Source organism: Leptolyngbya subtilissima AS-A7, from assembly GCF_039962255.1.
Classification (GTDB): Bacteria; Cyanobacteriota; Cyanobacteriia; order Phormidesmidales; family Phormidesmidaceae; genus Nodosilinea.
This window is the reverse complement of sequence record NZ_JAMPKY010000005.1, coordinates 63,860-78,994: the sequence shown is the minus strand read 5'-3', so window position 1 is coordinate 78,994 and position 15,135 is coordinate 63,860. Positions and strand designations below refer to the sequence as shown.

Genomic DNA, 15,135 nt, shown 5'->3' with positions numbered 1-15,135 from the left:
TTCAAAACTCAAAACTTTTCCCTCTCTCCCTTCACTGCCTCCCCCCCTTATGACCTCTGCCCTCACCCGTTACCGCCGTCTTCCCGCCCAAGAACCCACCCTAAGGCTTATTGCCTTTCAGCTACGCCACAACTGGTTTTGCCTGCCCCTGCCCCTGGCCCGGCGGGTGATTCCCATGTCCGATGGGCCAGCCCAGGGTCTGATGTTGACCCAGCTAAACCAAGAGAATGTTCCGATTATGGATGTGGCCGATCGCATCTATTGCTCTGCACCGCTGCTGCCCGGCTCAACTGTCCCTCAACCAGTGGTGCAGAGCGACTCTAGTCAGTCTATTTTGGTGGTCGAATCACCGCATTTCGGGCTTTTGGGGCTGCGCATAGACGGTGTGCCTAGTCTCAAGCGGGCACGCCAATCAGCTTTTAGCCCGGTGCCCGCCACTTATTTGATGATGAATCATCTACGAGGCTTCAATACCCTGATCAATTTAAATGAAACCGATCCACCTTTATTTTTACTAGATATTGACTCCCTACTTCCCTAGAATAGACGACCGGAAATTTTTGACCGAAATAATATTATCTTGACATTATTCAAGAGCTTCCTAAAATTCTCAGATTTACAACCCATCAAGTTGATTTGTAGAGCGATGTCTGGGATAGTTTTTAGTAGCTTTAGAAAAATTTATGCATCTAGAATTTCCTAAATAAATCTTGGATTTTTAACTACGATTTCTATTGGATAAATAATTTTTTACTGGCAAGAATATAAGCGTCAAAAGAGTTTCAATGAATAGTTTATTCTCTGCGAATTTTGGTTCGGTATCATGCGAACCCAATCGTCATTCAATATGGCGGCCAAAATGCAGGCTACGGCAAGGAACATAACATGAGTGGCAGATCGGTGCAGTACTCCAAGCCTCTATCTAATTATTTGCGAGTTAAAAAACTGCAAATCTTTCCTGTCTTGAAGCGGCTCAGCTTTAGTGGACAGATCACTTGGTCTGTTCCCGAAGGTCACCAGTGGACTCTATTTTTTGACCGGGGGCAGCTGGTCTACGGGAGGGGCGGAGTGCACCCAATGCGGCAGTGGTACCGCCAGGCCCAGACCCGGCTACCCAACTCTGAGCTGAGCTACCAAGCGCTGCAAGCATCTTTGGCGGCCCCCTGCTCTAGCTGGCCCCACGACTGGGATTACCAGCTGCTCCAGCGCTGGCTAAGTCAGGGGCAGCTCTCCAGCAAAGCGCTGCAAGCTATCAGCACCAATATTGTGGCCGACATCTTGTTTGACGTGGTGCAAGCCCGCGAAACTCAGTATCAGCTAGCCCGACAGCCGCCCCTAGCCCCTGGCCAGATACCGGTCTACGTAGACGATGCCCAACTACTGACCTCGGTGACCGACCTTTGGGATGCCTGGCTAGAGGTTGGGCTAGAAGCCTACTCACCCAACTTAGCTCCGGTAATTCAGCATCCCGAGCCGATTAGGGCGGCGGTTTCGCCCCGCGTCTACGAATCGCTCATGCAGCTGCTCGACGGTCAGCGCAGCCTGCGTGACCTGGCGGTCAAGCTGGGCCAAGACGTGCTGAACCTCACCCAAGCTCTACAACCCTACATTCAGTCGGGATGGATCAGCTTGGTGGAAGTGGCTGACTTTCCACCCCTAGAGGGGCTAGACCCGCCTATGGATACCAGGGCAGCCCCCAAAGCGGCCCTCAAAATCGCCTGCGTTGACGATAGCCCCCTAGTCTGCAAAGCCATGGGACAGGTGATTCGGTCAGCAGGGCACGACTTTTTAGCGATTACTGAAGGCTCCAGAGCCATACCGACCCTGCTAGCTCAAAAGCCAGACTTAGTATTTTTAGACCTGGTGATGCCCGACACCAACGGCTACGAAATTTGCAGCAATCTGCGCAAAATATCTCGCTTTAAAGACGTTCCTATCGTCATTCTCAGCGGCAACGACGGCTTGGTCGATCAGGTGCGTGCTCGGTTGCTAGGAGCCACCGATTTCTTAAGTAAACCCATGGAGCCCATTGTGATTCTCTCCGTCATTCGCAAACACCTCGCCCCCATCCGCATCTAACCCCCCGTCTTCCCCATTCTCACCACAATTCTCCCTAACCCCAGGTGTATTCATGAGCAAAGTTCTAATTGTTGAAGATAGCCTCACCGACAAAGAAATTCTCACGCTCTGCCTACGCGATCGCGGCATTACTGTCCTCACCGCCAAAAGCGCTGAAGAAGCCTTTGATCAGATCAAAAGCCACCGCTTTGATCTGATCATTCTCGACGTGGTGCTGCCCGATCGTAGCGGCTTTGAAATTTGTCGCGAACTCAAAGAAGACACCAACACCAAGCAGGTGCCCGTAATAATGTGCTCCACCAAAGGCACCGAAATGGACAAGTTTTGGGGCTTAAAGCAGGGAGCCGATGCCTATCTGGCCAAACCCATCGACCAAGACGAGCTGATGCAGGCCGTCAATCAACTGGTCAATGCCTAAGGAGCCAAGCGCAATGAATTCCGAGACCGCAACGCCTACCGACAACCTCATCCCCCCGCTGCAAGACGCCACCTCGCCTGGAGCACCTGAAGAGCAGTTCTTAAAGGTCGTCGTCAACGGTGGTCTGCCCCTGCTGCTACCGGGGGCCAATCTGGTTGAAATCATGAAACTATCCATTGGCCAGGTAGTGCCCATGTTTCAGATGGCCCCCTGGGTCATGGGCCTCTACAACTGGCGGGGCGAGATGTTGTGGGTCGCCGATCTGGGCCATTTTTTGGGATTTGCCCCCTGGTACAACCAGGCCGAAGCCGCCACCCGCCATACGGTGGTGGTGATCAAGCCTCCCTACAGGGCCAGCCAGCTTACAGACGAGCAAACCGCCACCCTGGGTTTAGTGGTCAACGCCGTGGAGGCTATGGTGGCCTACCCAGTCCCCGCCCTACAGCCCTTATCAGCGGCATTTTCAGGCCAGTCAATTCCCGTTGAGCCCGGTCTGCTGCCCTTTCTGCGGGGATGTTGTGTCGATAGCGCCGACCGGCCCCAACTAATTTTAGACGGCACAGCAGTGTTAAACGCCATGGCTCAGGCCTAGCCCGGCCTGCTCAGAGTGCATCGGCCCTATTTCTAACCGACTACGTTGAACTCCTAAGGTTATTTGCTATGACTCAAGTTCCGTCGCTATCTCACCCCCGCCAACAGCCTCTAACGGTGGAAGCCAACAGCGTAGGGGGTGCCAACTTCGGTAAGGCCCAACCTCAAAACGCGATTAGACAGTATTTTGCTGGGCGCAGTCTGCGGCAGCAGCTGCTCTCTACGGTCTTGCCACTGAGTCTGCTGCCGCTACTGATTGGGGGTCTGATCACCTATGCCCTTACCCAAGGCCGTACCCGCGCCACTATTACCCAAGATTTGCAGGGGCAGGCCGTGCTGACGAGTGAAAACGTGGGCCTCAACCTGCTTGAGCAAACTGCCTTTGCCCAAGTTTTTGCTCAAAACCCACTAATTTTAGACAAAGTTCGTCGCGATCGCCGACTAACAGCCGATCTAAAGCTGCTACAAAGGCCCGAAGCGACCCTAGAAACGCAGTTTATTGTGACCAAGCAGCTAGCTACTAACCCCGCTTTTAACGACTACCTGTCTCAAACTGTTGAGATTAAGCAATTTGCCGAGATCATTGTCACCGAGGCCAACGGCCTCAATGTAGGCTACAACAGCATTCCCGGTGACTTTGTACAGGCAGGCGAAGACTGGTGGGAACGGGCTAAAAGCGATGGATTTTGGTTTGGTCAACCCGGCTACGATGCGTCCACTCTTCAAGTAGGCCTCGACTTTAGCCAAGCCATTCGCGACCCCAACAGCAACGAATTTTTAGGAGCGGTGAAATTCTTCATTAACACCGCCGCCCTTGAGTTTGAGCAGCTCAACGAATACCTGGTCAACGCTGGTATTCAAGGCTCTCAGCAGGTGCAATTGCTCGAACCCAATTCTAACTATGTGCTGGCCACCTTTAACGAGCAAGGCCAAGAAGCAGCGCTAACGCCTCGCTCACTTGACTTAGTCGGCGGCGAGGTGGTGAGTAAGCTGGCCACCGCTGTCATCCAAGCTGCCCAGGCCGAGGTCGCCCCCAATGATCTGCAACAGCAGCTCAACTCAGCCTTCCCGGTCAGAAATCTGGAAGTTTCGGCGGTGAGTGCTGCTGGTGGGTCAGAAAGCCTGGTAGCCAGCTTTAGTTACCAGGGCAAACAGTATTCGCTAGCGACGGTGCCCCGGCTCAACTGGGTGGCGATCGCATCGATGGACATCGCCGAAATCCGCGCTGCTGGCCGCGAAAACCTGATTACCCTAGGGCTATTGGGGCTGGTGTTGGGTGGGGTGGCCGCCCTGTTAACCCGAACCGTAGCCCAGCAAATTTCATCACCGCTCGACGCCCTGGCAGGCAACGCCCAGGAAGTCTCGCAGGGTAATCTCGATGTCCAGGCCGATCTGGTTGGGTCATCTGAAGCTCAAACCCTGGCCCAAACCTTTAATGAGCTGGTGGTACGAGTGCGGGGGTTTCTGCGAGAGCAAACCCTCAATACCCGTCGAGCCAACCTGGCTGCTGCCATTACCGGAGCCAAAATTGTTGACTCCGCTGAGTTGCTGCCCGTCTACGAACGCCTGGTGTCCGAGGCCCGCGATATTCTCGCCTCAGATCGGGTAGTCATCTACCAGTTCAACCCCGACTGGAGTGGCGCGATCGTGGCCGAATCGGTAGAGGCCAGCTGGCCTAGCGCCTTGGAGCAACAGCTTGGCGATCCCTGTATTCCCGCTGAAACCCGTGCTAAGTACGAGGCCGAAGGCATCTTGCTCGAAAATAACGTCGCCAATGCTGCCTTTCACCCCGAGCACCAGGCCCTACTGCAAAATCTCCAGGTCAAATCGATTTTGGGGGTGCCCATCGTTGGTCAGGGCAGGCTCTACGGCCTGCTGATTACCCACCACTGCCAGGCCGTGCACCCCTGGCAAGAGGCCGAAATTAGCTTTCTCAAACAGCTGGGGCTACAGCTGGGCCTAGTGATGGAGCGGGTAAACCTGATCGAGCGCACCCGCAACCTAGCCGAGGAACAGCGGCAGATCAAAGAAGGCCTCCAACGCAGCGCCCTACAGCTGCTGATGGACGTGGATCCTGTCAGTAAGGGCAACCTGACCGTGCGCGCCCAGGTTACCGAGGACGAAATTGGCACCTTGGCAGACTCTTACAACGCCACCATTGCCAGTCTGCGAAAAATTGTGGTCCAGGTGCAAGACGCCTCCCGCCAAGTGGCCGCCACCACCGACGTTAACCAGACCTCCGTGCGCGACTTGGCCGAGTCAGCCAATCAGCAGGCCCAAGCCATGCTGGCCGCCCTCGATCGCGTCCAAGAAATGGCCAGCTCGGTGCGCCTAGTCGCCACCAATGCCGAAAAAGCCGAAGCCGCCGTGCTCGAAGCCGAGCAGACCGTAGCCCAAGGCGACGACGCCATGAACCGCACCGTAGACGGCATTCTGGCCATTCGCGAAACCGTGGCCGACACCGCCAAAAAAGTAAAGCGCCTGGGTGAATCGTCCCAAAAAATCTCCAACGTGGTGAACCTGATCAGCGGCTTTGCCGCCCAGACCAATATGCTCGCCCTCAACGCCTCTATCGAAGCCTCCCGCGCTGGAGAAGGCGGCAAAGGCTTCGCTGTAGTCGCTGAGGAAGTGCGCGAACTAGCCCGCCAGTCCGCCGAAGCCACCACCGAAATCGAAAAGCTGGTGGCCAGCATTCAAACCGAGACCAACGCCGTCGTCACTGCCATGGAAACCGGCACCGAGCAGGTAGTTACCGGTACCCAGCTAGTTAATGAAACCCGCCAGAGCCTCAACCAGATCACTGCCGTCAGCCGCCAAATTAGCGCCTTGGTCGCCGCGATCGCCGACGCCACCGTCGTTCAAACCCAAGCCTCTGCGGTAGTCAGCGAAACCATCACCAGCGCCGCCACCACCGCCAGCCAAAACTCCACCGCCGCCAATAAGGTATCCGATTCCTTCGCCCAGTTGCGCTCCGTCGCCCAGGTGTTGCAGGAGGAGGTCGGTCGGTTCAAGGTTGGCTAGAGGCGGGTGGAGGGGTAGGTGGGCAGGCGGGTAGGCGGGTGGAGGGTAGGGAGTGGATGGGTAGATTTCAGCCAACTCCATATAAATCCATAAGTCCACAGGAAACGAATCGCTTCCCCCCTTATCCCTCTTTTTATCCCCTATCCCTCTCTCATCCACCCCATAGGTAGACACCGTCTGCCCCTCTCCATCTCCCCATCCACTCATCCACCCATCCACCCGCCTACCCACCCACTCCCCCCCACCTCCCATGCCAACCCCCCCTCACATCCGCGACCAGGCCTATCAATTTTTCCTCGAAGAAGCCCCCGAGCTGCTGCACACCATCGAGTCAGGGCTGCTGGGGCTGCGATCGCAGCGAGACACCGCCGAGATTCACCAGATCATGCGGGCGGCCCACTCGCTCAAGGGGGGCGCGGCCAGCGTGGGGCTAGAGCCGATTAAAACCTTAGCCCACCGCCTAGAGGCTCTATTCAAGGCTCTCTATAGCGACACTGTGGCGATCGATAGCGAATTAGAAAACCAGCTCCTGCAAGCCTTCGATTGCCTGCGGCTGCCCCTTACTCAACAGCTCACCGAGGGCGCGTTCGATGGAGAGCAGGCCCTCGCCCAGGCAGACCCCATTCTGCAAAACTTGGAGCACCGCCTCGCTGGCGCCATGGCCGAAACCGAGAACTTCATCCCCAGTTCCTCAGACCTGGGGTTTGATATGGCCACCTCTATCTTTGAAGTGGACGTGCAGCAAGGGTTAGATCATCTGACCCACGTACTAGAGCAGCCCAATGCCCACGAAGTCGCTGGCGAACTGCGCGCCCAGGCCGAGATCTTCATGGGATTTGCCGAACTGCTCGATCTGCCTGGGTTTGCCCAAATTGCCGAAACTGCTCTCCAGGCCTTAGCCATAAACCCAGATCAGGCGACAGAAATTACCCGTCTGGCTGTGGCAGATTTTACTCAAGGCCGCGCTGCCATCTTGACCGCCAGTTCAACCACGGGCGGTGAACCCTCCGCTGCCCTGCAAGCCCTAGCCGCCGAGGCCCTGCTTCTGACATCAACCTTAGAAGTAGCCCCAGCATCAATTGCAGATTCTCCCCTAGCACCAGCCTCAGAGCTGTCCCTAGAGCCGATTTCAGAGCAGTTCTTAACCTCCGTTTTTGGTGATGACAATTTAATAGCTAGCGACTGGAATGCGGAACTGCCCTCGGATGTCGATGCCCTGGCATGGCTGATCCAGTCCCAGCCAGCCCTAGAGGCCGACCAACCTGTACCACTATCAGAGCAATTCCGCCCATCTGATGGGCCAACACCCATCCCCTTCAACCATCTCAGCGCCCCCAGCCCCGTGCCCGCCATCGAGGCCATGTTTATCGAGGCCACATCTGCTGACAGCAATATTTCAGCCCCAGATGAGGCTCCCGTTCCTTCCCTCTCTCCCCCCTCACCCTCCCCTCCTTCACCCTCCCTCACCGTCCGCGTCGATACCCAACGCCTCGCCCGCCTCGAAAACCAGCTCGGCGAACTCACCATCAACCGCAACGGACTAGCCCTGCAAACCAACCAAATCCGTCTCGGCCTCAAGGAACTGGTCAGCCGATTCGAGCGCGTGCGTGCCACCGTAGAACAACTGCAAGGCGTCTCCGACCAAATCTTGATTGCTCCCAATCGCCAGCCTGCCACCATCGGCGAGTTTACTCCCGCCGTACCCCCCGTCGCTCCGGCCCGCCCCTTGGGCTTCGATTCCTTAGAAATGGACACTTACACAGCCCTCTACACCCACACCCAAACTCTGCTTGAGGAAATGGTGCAGCTCGAAGAAGCCGCCGCCGACATTATTTTGTTTAACCGCCAGACCGATCAGCTGCTGGGTCAGCACCGCAAAATGCTCTCCCAGGTACAAGACGACCTGATGTACGCCCGGATGGTGCCCCTGGGCCAGGTGCTCAATCGCTTTCCCCGAGTTTTGCGAGACCTCGCTCATACCTATGGCAAACCCGCCGATCTCAACCTCGAAGGCACCGCTCTGCTGGTCGATAAAGCCGTGCTAGAAAAACTCTACGACCCCCTGCTACACCTACTACGCAATGGCTTTGACCACGGTTTAGAAACCGTCGAAGAACGCCGCTGCCACGGCAAACCCGAGATTGGTCAGATCACCATGGGAGCCTGCTACCGAGGCCGCCAGATTGCCATTGAGGTTAGCGACGATGGCCGGGGTCTAGACCTAGAGCGCGTACGCCAGCGATTGGTAGATTTAAACTGGCTTTCGACTGAGGAGGCCAGCGCCGCCAGCACCGACCAGCTCTCTAGCTATCTTTTTGAACCGGGTTTTTCCACCGCCGAGCAGGTCAGCGATCTGTCGGGACGGGGGGTTGGTCTAGACGTGGTGCGCGACCAAATCCAGCGGCTCAAGGGCACTGTCACCGTACAGTCGGTGCCAGGGGCAGGTACTCGGTTTACCTTATCGCTCCCCATGACCCTGAGCATCGTCAACCTGCTGATCTGCTTTGTGGGGTCTACTCCCATCGCCTTTCGTAGCGACAGCATTACCGAGATCTTGGTGCCCCGCCCTGACCAGCTAACCCAAGACCCTGATCAGGCTTGGCTGAGCTGGCACGACCAGCAGGTACCTATCTACGGCCTCGGCAATCTGCTCTCCTACCGCTGCTTGCGGCCCGAATTACCTCTGAGTCAGGTGCTAGCGGCGGTGCCCTCCCCCGCCGACTGGGAAGCTCCGGTGCTAATTTTGGCTCGGGGTGACCGCCACTTTGCCATCCAGGTCGATCGCCTCGTCACCGAGCAAGAGTCGGTAATCAAGCCCTTTGGCACAGCCCTCAGCCCGCCTGCCTACGCCTACGGCTGTACCGTTTTGGGCGATGGCAGTGTCATCCCCGTTATCGATGGTCAAGCGTTCTTGGATGACCTGCTCAACCGTCCTGCCACCTATGCCTCGGAGGCAGGCTTAGACCCCACGCCCCTGTTGCCCGACGACTCCATTCCTCAGACAGCCCTACACCCAGCCACCACGGTGCTGGTAGTTGACGATGCCGTCACCTCTCGCCGCACCCTAGCGCTTTCCCTAGAGCGGGCAGGTTACCGAGTGCTACAAGCCCGCGATGGCCAAGAAGGGCTAGAGCAGCTAGAGCAAAACCCCACTGTGGGTCTGGTGGTCTGCGACATTGAAATGCCTAATATGAATGGCTTTGAGTTTCTCACCGCCCGCCGCCAAAACCCGGCCCTGGCCCAAATTCCTACCCTGATGCTGACTTCGCGCAGCAACAACAAGCACCGCTGGTTGGCCATGCAGCTGGGAGCCACCGACTACTTTACCAAGCCCTACCTGGAGCAGGAGTTTTTGGAGGCAATTCGCGAAGCGATCGGTACCGAAATCGCCCTTAGCCAATAGATATACCCCTGGGGGGATAGTAGGTCTGCGACCTGCTTCAGTACTATACCCACACAGGCTGACCCAGGTGCAAAGACCCTTTCAGGTCTATGTAACCTGCTGGTTTTGTTAATGTTATCCCCCAGGGGAGGATGTTAGCCTGTACGAGATACACCTCCGAAGAGCAAGCACTATGGTTGCAACCCCTGATGTTATTCAAACATCCGCATCTCACTCCCACCCAACATCCTCTGGCGATAGCAGGGTAGCGGTGCTGCTGATGGGCTACGGCGAAGTCGAAAGCTACGAAGACTTTGCCAACTACAACGAGCAGGCGCTCAACCTCCTAACAGCAAAATTTGCCCCCGTACCAACCTGGGTCTACCCTCCCCTGGCCAAGGTGCTGGCCGCCTTCGACCTCCACGAGTGGAGCCACCAGCACGGCAACTTTATCTCTCCCCACAACGCTATTTTTGAGGCCCAGCGGGCCGGCATCGAGGCCAATTTGAAAGAGCGCTGGGGCGATCGCATCAAGGTGTTCAAAGCCTTCAACTTCTGCAAGCCCTTCCTGCCCGACCAAGTGCTAGAGCAGGTCAAAGCAGAGGGCTACGACAAGCTGCTGATCTATCCCCTGTTGGTGGTTGATTCCATCTTCACCAGCGGCATTGCGATCGAGCAGGTCAACCAGGCTCTAGTCAAACTATCCGATGGCACCGAGCACTGGGTCCAGGGCACGCGCTACATTCCTTCTTTCTTTGACGCGCCCGACTACATCGATCTGTTGGCCACCATGGTCGAAGAAAAAATCAAAGACCACCTGGCCGTGGCCCACCTGCCCTCTCAAACCGGCATCGTGTTGATGAACCACGGCTGCCCCCACGAGGCCAAGGGCTTTACCTCCGGCATTGATGAGAGCCAAAAGCTCTACGACAAAGTGCGCGATCGCCTGATCTACAAGTATCCATTGATCTCAGTAGGCTGGCTCAACCACGATACCCCGCTGATCAAATGGACCCAGCCCAACGCTGACCTGGCGGCCCGTAACTTGATTGATCTGGGAGCCACCGCCCTGGTGTTTATGCCCATCGGCTTCGCTACCGAAAACCACGAAACCCTGCTGGATGTCGAGCACATTATCGAAGGGCTGCGCCGCAAGCGCCCCGACGTTACCTATGTGCAAATGCCCTGCGTCAACGATCGCCCCGACTTTCTAGCTATGGCAGCCACCTGGGCCGACAAGCACATCGCCGATCTGCTGGAAGAAGACGCCCTAGCGATTAATCCTTCCCTAGCGGCATCTCAGGCGGCGGCGGTGCATAGTCACCACGGTCATACCCACGACCACCATCTACCCGGACACGATCACGGTCACAGCCACGACCACGGTCATCATCACCACTAGCACCGGGTTTAGCCCTAGAGCCTGAAAAGATATTTTCGCCTCAGGCTCTAGAGGATGACATGCGTATGGGAGCGGATGAGCGAAGCTTGCTCATCCGCTTAATCAGCATATTAGGCAAAGTAATAGGGCTAAGCGCCACGGCCAAACCCAGAAAAGCCCAGCTGCTGAGGCGGCTCTTGGGGTTCGATGGATCGGTCAAAAATGAGCCAATGGCCAGAAGAAAAACCATCAGCGATGCCAACAGATAAAGCTTGAGGGCCATAGTGTTTTGAGGTTGATTGCTCTATCTCTAGACTGCCCGAGGCCAATCCCGGCAGACCTGGTGAAGAATACTGAACTTTGAAGTCAGAAATGCTGGCTCTACCTCGCTTGATCGATCGCAAGAGCAGATAGGTAACCGCACTCTAGCATCAACCACAAATACATTTACAATCCTGCGATCGCTATAACTCCAAGAGCCCTGCGTGACAAAGCCACGGCAAACCCGCTAGAATCAGCCATTAATACAGGTGTTCTCAGCAACGGATGGGTTATGCCAGTGAGTTCCAGCCAAATTAAAGCCCTGCTCGACCAGAAGCGAGATGCCTTTAGCGCCTTCAGTCGGGCTAAGTTTGAGCTGATGCACGCCTACAACCGAGCGTGGATTGAGTTTGCCGCCCTACCACACGCCAGGCAGCTCGCTCAGTTAGACAACCTAACCGGGCCAGTGGGAGCCCGTCCCTTAGAGGCGATCGCCGCCGAAAAAGGCATCTTGCCGTTCTTCTTTACAGAATCTGGCCCGGTGAGCGATCGCTGGACGAACCGTGAACAGAGCGCCCAGTGGGTGCAGACCGTCCTAGAAGACATCACCACCTTCGCGGTGGATGGTTCTCAAATTTCCCCTGGCAAAGATATTTCTATCCCAATTGCGCTGCTGCAAATTGGCTGGTTTGAGAACCCCCACAGTGCCACCCGCCCCTATAAAAAGGACGTGCGGGTCGACCTCATGACCCCCTCCGAGCTGGGGCCAAACCCTGCCCAACCCGTAGAGCGCCGCGTCAACATTCGCCGCTTTCAAATGGAGGTGGCGCGGCTGGTGGAATATATCAACGCTTGCCAAGACCCTGAGCGCACGCTGGTATTTTTTGACGGGGCTCTGGTGGTCACCTTTGCCGAAGCCTTTGACCAGGAGAGCCAAACTGCCTACGTGCAGTCTATTCTTTCGCTATTAGAGGCCAGCGATCGCCGCCGCGTCCCCCTGGTGGGCTATGTGGATACCTCCTACGCCCGCGACCTGACCACAATGCTGCACCACGTCTATGGGCTAGAGGCCACCGAGGGCATTCACGACGCCCAACTGCTGGCGCGGCTGATGGAGTGGGGCGATCGCAGCGCTGTGTTTCAGTGCGATCGCGGCGGCGTTTTGGATCAGTACAACGACTACGGCGATCAAATCGCCTTTACCTATCTCAAAACTACCCGCGACGGTCATCCCGTGCGCCTCGAAATGCCCCGGTGGATGTGGGAAAGCGGCCACATTACTCAATACCTCAACTGGGTGAGGGGCGAGGTAATTATTGGCGGCGGCTACCCCTACAGTATTGAAACCGCCGACCAAACCGCCGTCCTTCAAGGCCAAGACAAACATATTTTTCTGCGCGTGCTGCAAGACTGGGCCGACCGCGAAGCGATCAACCTGCGGCTCTCCCGCAAAATGGTCAGCAAACAGCGCCGCCGTTAGACTCACCATAAAGTCTTGGTGAACTGCTCCAAAGCTCCGTAATTTGACCTACACACTCCATTACGGAGAGTGTTTTAGTAAAGAAGTACACCCAAAACCTATATCTGTCTCGGAGAGACCATCAGACGCAAACGCCCCCTTTCGTCTATGGCTACTGCCTACAGTGCCTACCTAAGGAGAATTTGCCCTGCATGAAAGCATTCACGATTCTAAGTTCAGCTTTAGTGCTGACCGGCCTCCTAGGGTCGGTAGCCCCTGAGGCATTTGCTGCCAAGGGCGGCAACAGCAAGGGCGGTAGCAGCGGTGGCCAAACCAGCCAACCGGCGGCTCCCCTCACCTGTGCCAGCGGCTCAGTAACCAGCAACCCTCTGGCCGGTGGGTCTTCACTCAGCTACAGCCAGTGTTTAAATCCAGTGTCGGGCAACGATGTCACCAGCGGCATCAGCGGCGAACTCACTGCCTTCCTCGACAGCACCCTAGGAGACGACTGGGTGTTCGACGGTAAATACGAAGGTGGCCGTAACTCCTCTGGCCCCAATGACTATGGCTTTAGCTGGGTACAAACCGGCAAAGGCAGCGGCACCTGGAGCTTAGCCGAGACCGTAACCAGTCCCTTTGTAATTAGTCTCAAGGCCGGTAACGCCTACACCGCTTACTACTTCGACAGCAGCACCAGCTTCAACAGCGGTACCTGGGCCACCTTTGACCAAAAAGACTTATCTCACGCATCGTTCTTCGTTGCCAAAGGCGACCTCACTCCCGAAGAACCGAACACCACCGTGCCAGAACCAGCCTCTACCGCGGCCCTAGTACTAGTGGGCCTAAGCGCCGCTGGGCTAGCCCGCAAAAAGCAGGGTTAGGTTAGCTGGTCTCAACATCTCAAAATTGCCCACAATGCTCCGGCGACTTACCCATGTCGTCGGGGCTTTTCTATGGAAAGGCACCCAACGGCTTTGCCCTATGGTTGAATCGGAGAATAGCGCGCTGGGAAATACCGTCAATGGCTGAACCGACACCACACACCCGCCAGGAAACTGACAGCATGGGAGCGATTGCTGTGCCGAGCGATCGTTACTGGGGAGCCCAGACCCAGCGGTCAATTCGCTATTTTTCCATTGGTCAAGACAAAATGCCGTTGGAGGTGGTGCATGCGATCGCAATCGCCAAAAAAGCGTCAGCGCTAGCGAATGCTGCTCTGGGCAAACTGCCCCAGGAGAAAGCTGACTTGATCGTGCAGGCCGCAGATGAGGTAATTGACGGCACCCTCGACGACCACTTTCCGCTGCACGTGTGGATGACCGGCAGCGGCACCCAGTGCAACATGAACGTCAATGAGGTAATTGCTAACCGGGCGATCGAGCAGGCGGGAGGCGAGATGGGTAGCAAAACTCCCATTCACCCCAACGACCACGTCAATATGTCTCAGTCATCCAACGATGTGTTTCCCACAGCCATGCACATCGCCGCTGCCCAGGCCCTCGTGCACACCCTGAGCCCCGCCGTCACTCGGTTGAGGGATGCCCTGGATGAAAAAGCCCAGGCCTGGGCCGACATCGTCAAAATTGGTCGCACCCACATGCAAGATGCCGTACCGCTCACCCTGGGCCAAGAGTTTTCAGGCTATGTAGGCATGCTCGACGACAATTTGAAACGCCTTGAGGGATGCCTGCCAGGGCTGTACGAGCTGGCTCTGGGGGGCACGGCGATCGGCACCGGCATTAACGCTGGACCTGGCTTTGCGGAAGCCGCCGCCGAGCACATTGCGGCTATCACTGGGCTGCCCTTCGTTAGTGCCCCTAACAAGTTCACCGTCATGGGTGCCCACGATGCCGTAGTGATGGCCAGCGGCGTGCTCAAAACCCTAGCGGTATCGCTCTACAAAATTGCCAACGACATTCGCCTGCTGAGCTGTGGGCCTAGGGCCGGATTCGCGGAGTTGCAGTTGCCAGAGAATGAGCCGGGGTCATCGATTATGCCGGGCAAAGTGAACCCCACCCAGTGCGAGGCTCTGGCCATGGTAGCGGTGCAGGTCATGGGCTATGACGCGGCGGTGGCCTTTGCCGGAGCTAGCGGCTATTTGGAGATGAATGTCTACAAGCCAATGATGATCTTTAATCTGCTGCAATCGGTGCGGCTAATGGCCGACAGCTGCCACAACTTCACTGAGTTTTTGGTCGCTGGTATGACCCCCAACCTGAAACGGATCGACCAGTACGTGCAGCAGTCGCTGATGCTAGTCACCGCCCTGAGCCCAGCCATTGGCTATGATAAGGCCTCTCAGATTGCCCACCACGCCTTTGAGCACGACCTCACCCTGAAGCAGGCCGCCCTGACCCTAGGTTATGTCTCAGAATCGGAGTTTGACCAGCTAATTATCCCCCGCCGCATGACCCATCCTTGAGCCACAGCAACCGCTACAGCATCCACACCCGTGGAATGTTAAGGACTATGTTGATTTGCTCAGGTTGCTCAGGTTCGCGGCAGCCATTCCCGTATGATCATCCTTAAAGTTTGTAAATTTT

General features: G+C 56.5%; 11 protein-coding genes. 10 read left to right on the top strand and 1 reads right to left on the bottom strand.

Translation table 11 applies throughout. The features are described from left to right. Positions 1 to 49: 49 nt before the first annotated feature. The 7 genes from NC979_RS12115 (at position 50) to NC979_RS12085 (ending at position 10,893) form a co-directional block, all read left to right on the top strand. Positions 50 to 541: a hypothetical protein gene (locus tag NC979_RS12115; RefSeq protein ID WP_190521649.1), complete on the top strand. Its 492-nt coding sequence runs from the start codon at positions 50 to 52 to the stop codon at positions 539 to 541. A gap of 344 nt (positions 542 to 885) precedes the next feature. Continuing rightward, positions 886 to 2,079 carry a response regulator gene (locus tag NC979_RS12110; protein ID WP_190521647.1) on the top strand — a complete coding sequence of 398 codons (1,194 nt, stop codon included), beginning with the start codon at positions 886 to 888 and terminating at the stop codon, positions 2,077 to 2,079. Between the two features lie 52 nt (positions 2,080 to 2,131). Next, complete coding sequence (locus NC979_RS12105) at positions 2,132 to 2,497, top strand: response regulator transcription factor (RefSeq protein ID WP_190521645.1); 366 nt, start codon at positions 2,132 to 2,134, stop codon at positions 2,495 to 2,497. A 13-nt stretch (positions 2,498 to 2,510) separates the two neighbouring features. Then, positions 2,511 to 3,089: a chemotaxis protein CheW gene (locus NC979_RS12100; protein WP_190521644.1), complete on the top strand. Its 579-nt coding sequence runs from the start codon at positions 2,511 to 2,513 to the stop codon at positions 3,087 to 3,089. Between the two features lie 68 nt (positions 3,090 to 3,157). Further along, entirely contained in the window at positions 3,158 to 6,109 is a 2,952-nt protein-coding gene (locus tag NC979_RS12095) for a methyl-accepting chemotaxis protein (protein WP_190521642.1), read from the top strand. Positions 6,110 to 6,359: 250 nt separating this feature from the next. Further along, complete coding sequence (locus NC979_RS12090; protein WP_190521639.1) at positions 6,360 to 9,512, top strand: hybrid sensor histidine kinase/response regulator; 3,153 nt, start codon at positions 6,360 to 6,362, stop codon at positions 9,510 to 9,512. Between the two features lie 172 nt (positions 9,513 to 9,684). Then, positions 9,685 to 10,893 (top strand): ferrochelatase, encoded by a 1,209-nt coding sequence (locus tag NC979_RS12085; RefSeq protein ID WP_190521636.1) that lies wholly within the window; start codon positions 9,685 to 9,687, stop codon positions 10,891 to 10,893. Between the two features lie 40 nt (positions 10,894 to 10,933). Here NC979_RS12085 and NC979_RS12080 read toward each other — a convergent pair whose 3' ends face one another. Further along, on the bottom strand, positions 10,934 to 11,155 hold the full coding sequence (locus tag NC979_RS12080; RefSeq protein WP_190521634.1) for a hypothetical protein: 222 nt from the start codon (positions 11,153 to 11,155) through the stop codon (positions 10,934 to 10,936). A gap of 270 nt (positions 11,156 to 11,425) precedes the next feature. Here NC979_RS12080 and NC979_RS12075 point away from each other — a divergent pair, with 270 nt between their 5' ends. The 3 genes from NC979_RS12075 (at position 11,426) to fumC (ending at position 15,014) form a co-directional block, all read left to right on the top strand. After that, on the top strand, positions 11,426 to 12,613 hold the full coding sequence (locus tag NC979_RS12075) for a DNA double-strand break repair nuclease NurA (protein WP_190521632.1): 1,188 nt from the start codon (positions 11,426 to 11,428) through the stop codon (positions 12,611 to 12,613). Between the two features lie 191 nt (positions 12,614 to 12,804). Then, positions 12,805 to 13,473 (top strand): PEP-CTERM sorting domain-containing protein, encoded by a 669-nt coding sequence (locus NC979_RS12070; RefSeq protein WP_190521630.1) that lies wholly within the window; start codon positions 12,805 to 12,807, stop codon positions 13,471 to 13,473. 140 nt (positions 13,474 to 13,613) lie between these two features. Next, positions 13,614 to 15,014: a class II fumarate hydratase gene (gene fumC / locus NC979_RS12065; RefSeq protein ID WP_190521628.1), complete on the top strand. Its 1,401-nt coding sequence runs from the start codon at positions 13,614 to 13,616 to the stop codon at positions 15,012 to 15,014. Positions 15,015 to 15,135: the final 121 nt, after the last annotated feature.

Excerpts from the sequence above, each read along its gene's own strand:
- NC979_RS12085 (WP_190521636.1), top strand. The coding sequence starts at position 9,685 with ATGGTTGCAACCCCTGATGTTATTCAAACATCCGCATCTCACTCCCAC.
- fumC (WP_190521628.1), top strand. The coding sequence starts at position 13,614 with ATGGCTGAACCGACACCACACACCCGCCAGGAAACTGACAGCATGGGA.
- NC979_RS12100 (WP_190521644.1), top strand. The coding sequence starts at position 2,511 with ATGAATTCCGAGACCGCAACGCCTACCGACAACCTCATCCCCCCGCTG.
- NC979_RS12075 (WP_190521632.1), top strand. The coding sequence starts at position 11,426 with ATGCCAGTGAGTTCCAGCCAAATTAAAGCCCTGCTCGACCAGAAGCGA.
- NC979_RS12110 (WP_190521647.1), top strand. The coding sequence starts at position 886 with ATGAGTGGCAGATCGGTGCAGTACTCCAAGCCTCTATCTAATTATTTG.
- NC979_RS12095 (WP_190521642.1), top strand. The coding sequence starts at position 3,158 with ATGACTCAAGTTCCGTCGCTATCTCACCCCCGCCAACAGCCTCTAACG.
- NC979_RS12070 (WP_190521630.1), top strand. The coding sequence starts at position 12,805 with ATGAAAGCATTCACGATTCTAAGTTCAGCTTTAGTGCTGACCGGCCTC.
- NC979_RS12090 (WP_190521639.1), top strand. The coding sequence starts at position 6,360 with ATGCCAACCCCCCCTCACATCCGCGACCAGGCCTATCAATTTTTCCTC.
- NC979_RS12080 (WP_190521634.1), bottom strand. The coding sequence starts at position 11,155 with ATGGCCCTCAAGCTTTATCTGTTGGCATCGCTGATGGTTTTTCTTCTG.
- NC979_RS12105 (WP_190521645.1), top strand. The coding sequence starts at position 2,132 with ATGAGCAAAGTTCTAATTGTTGAAGATAGCCTCACCGACAAAGAAATT.
- NC979_RS12115 (WP_190521649.1), top strand. The coding sequence starts at position 50 with ATGACCTCTGCCCTCACCCGTTACCGCCGTCTTCCCGCCCAAGAACCC.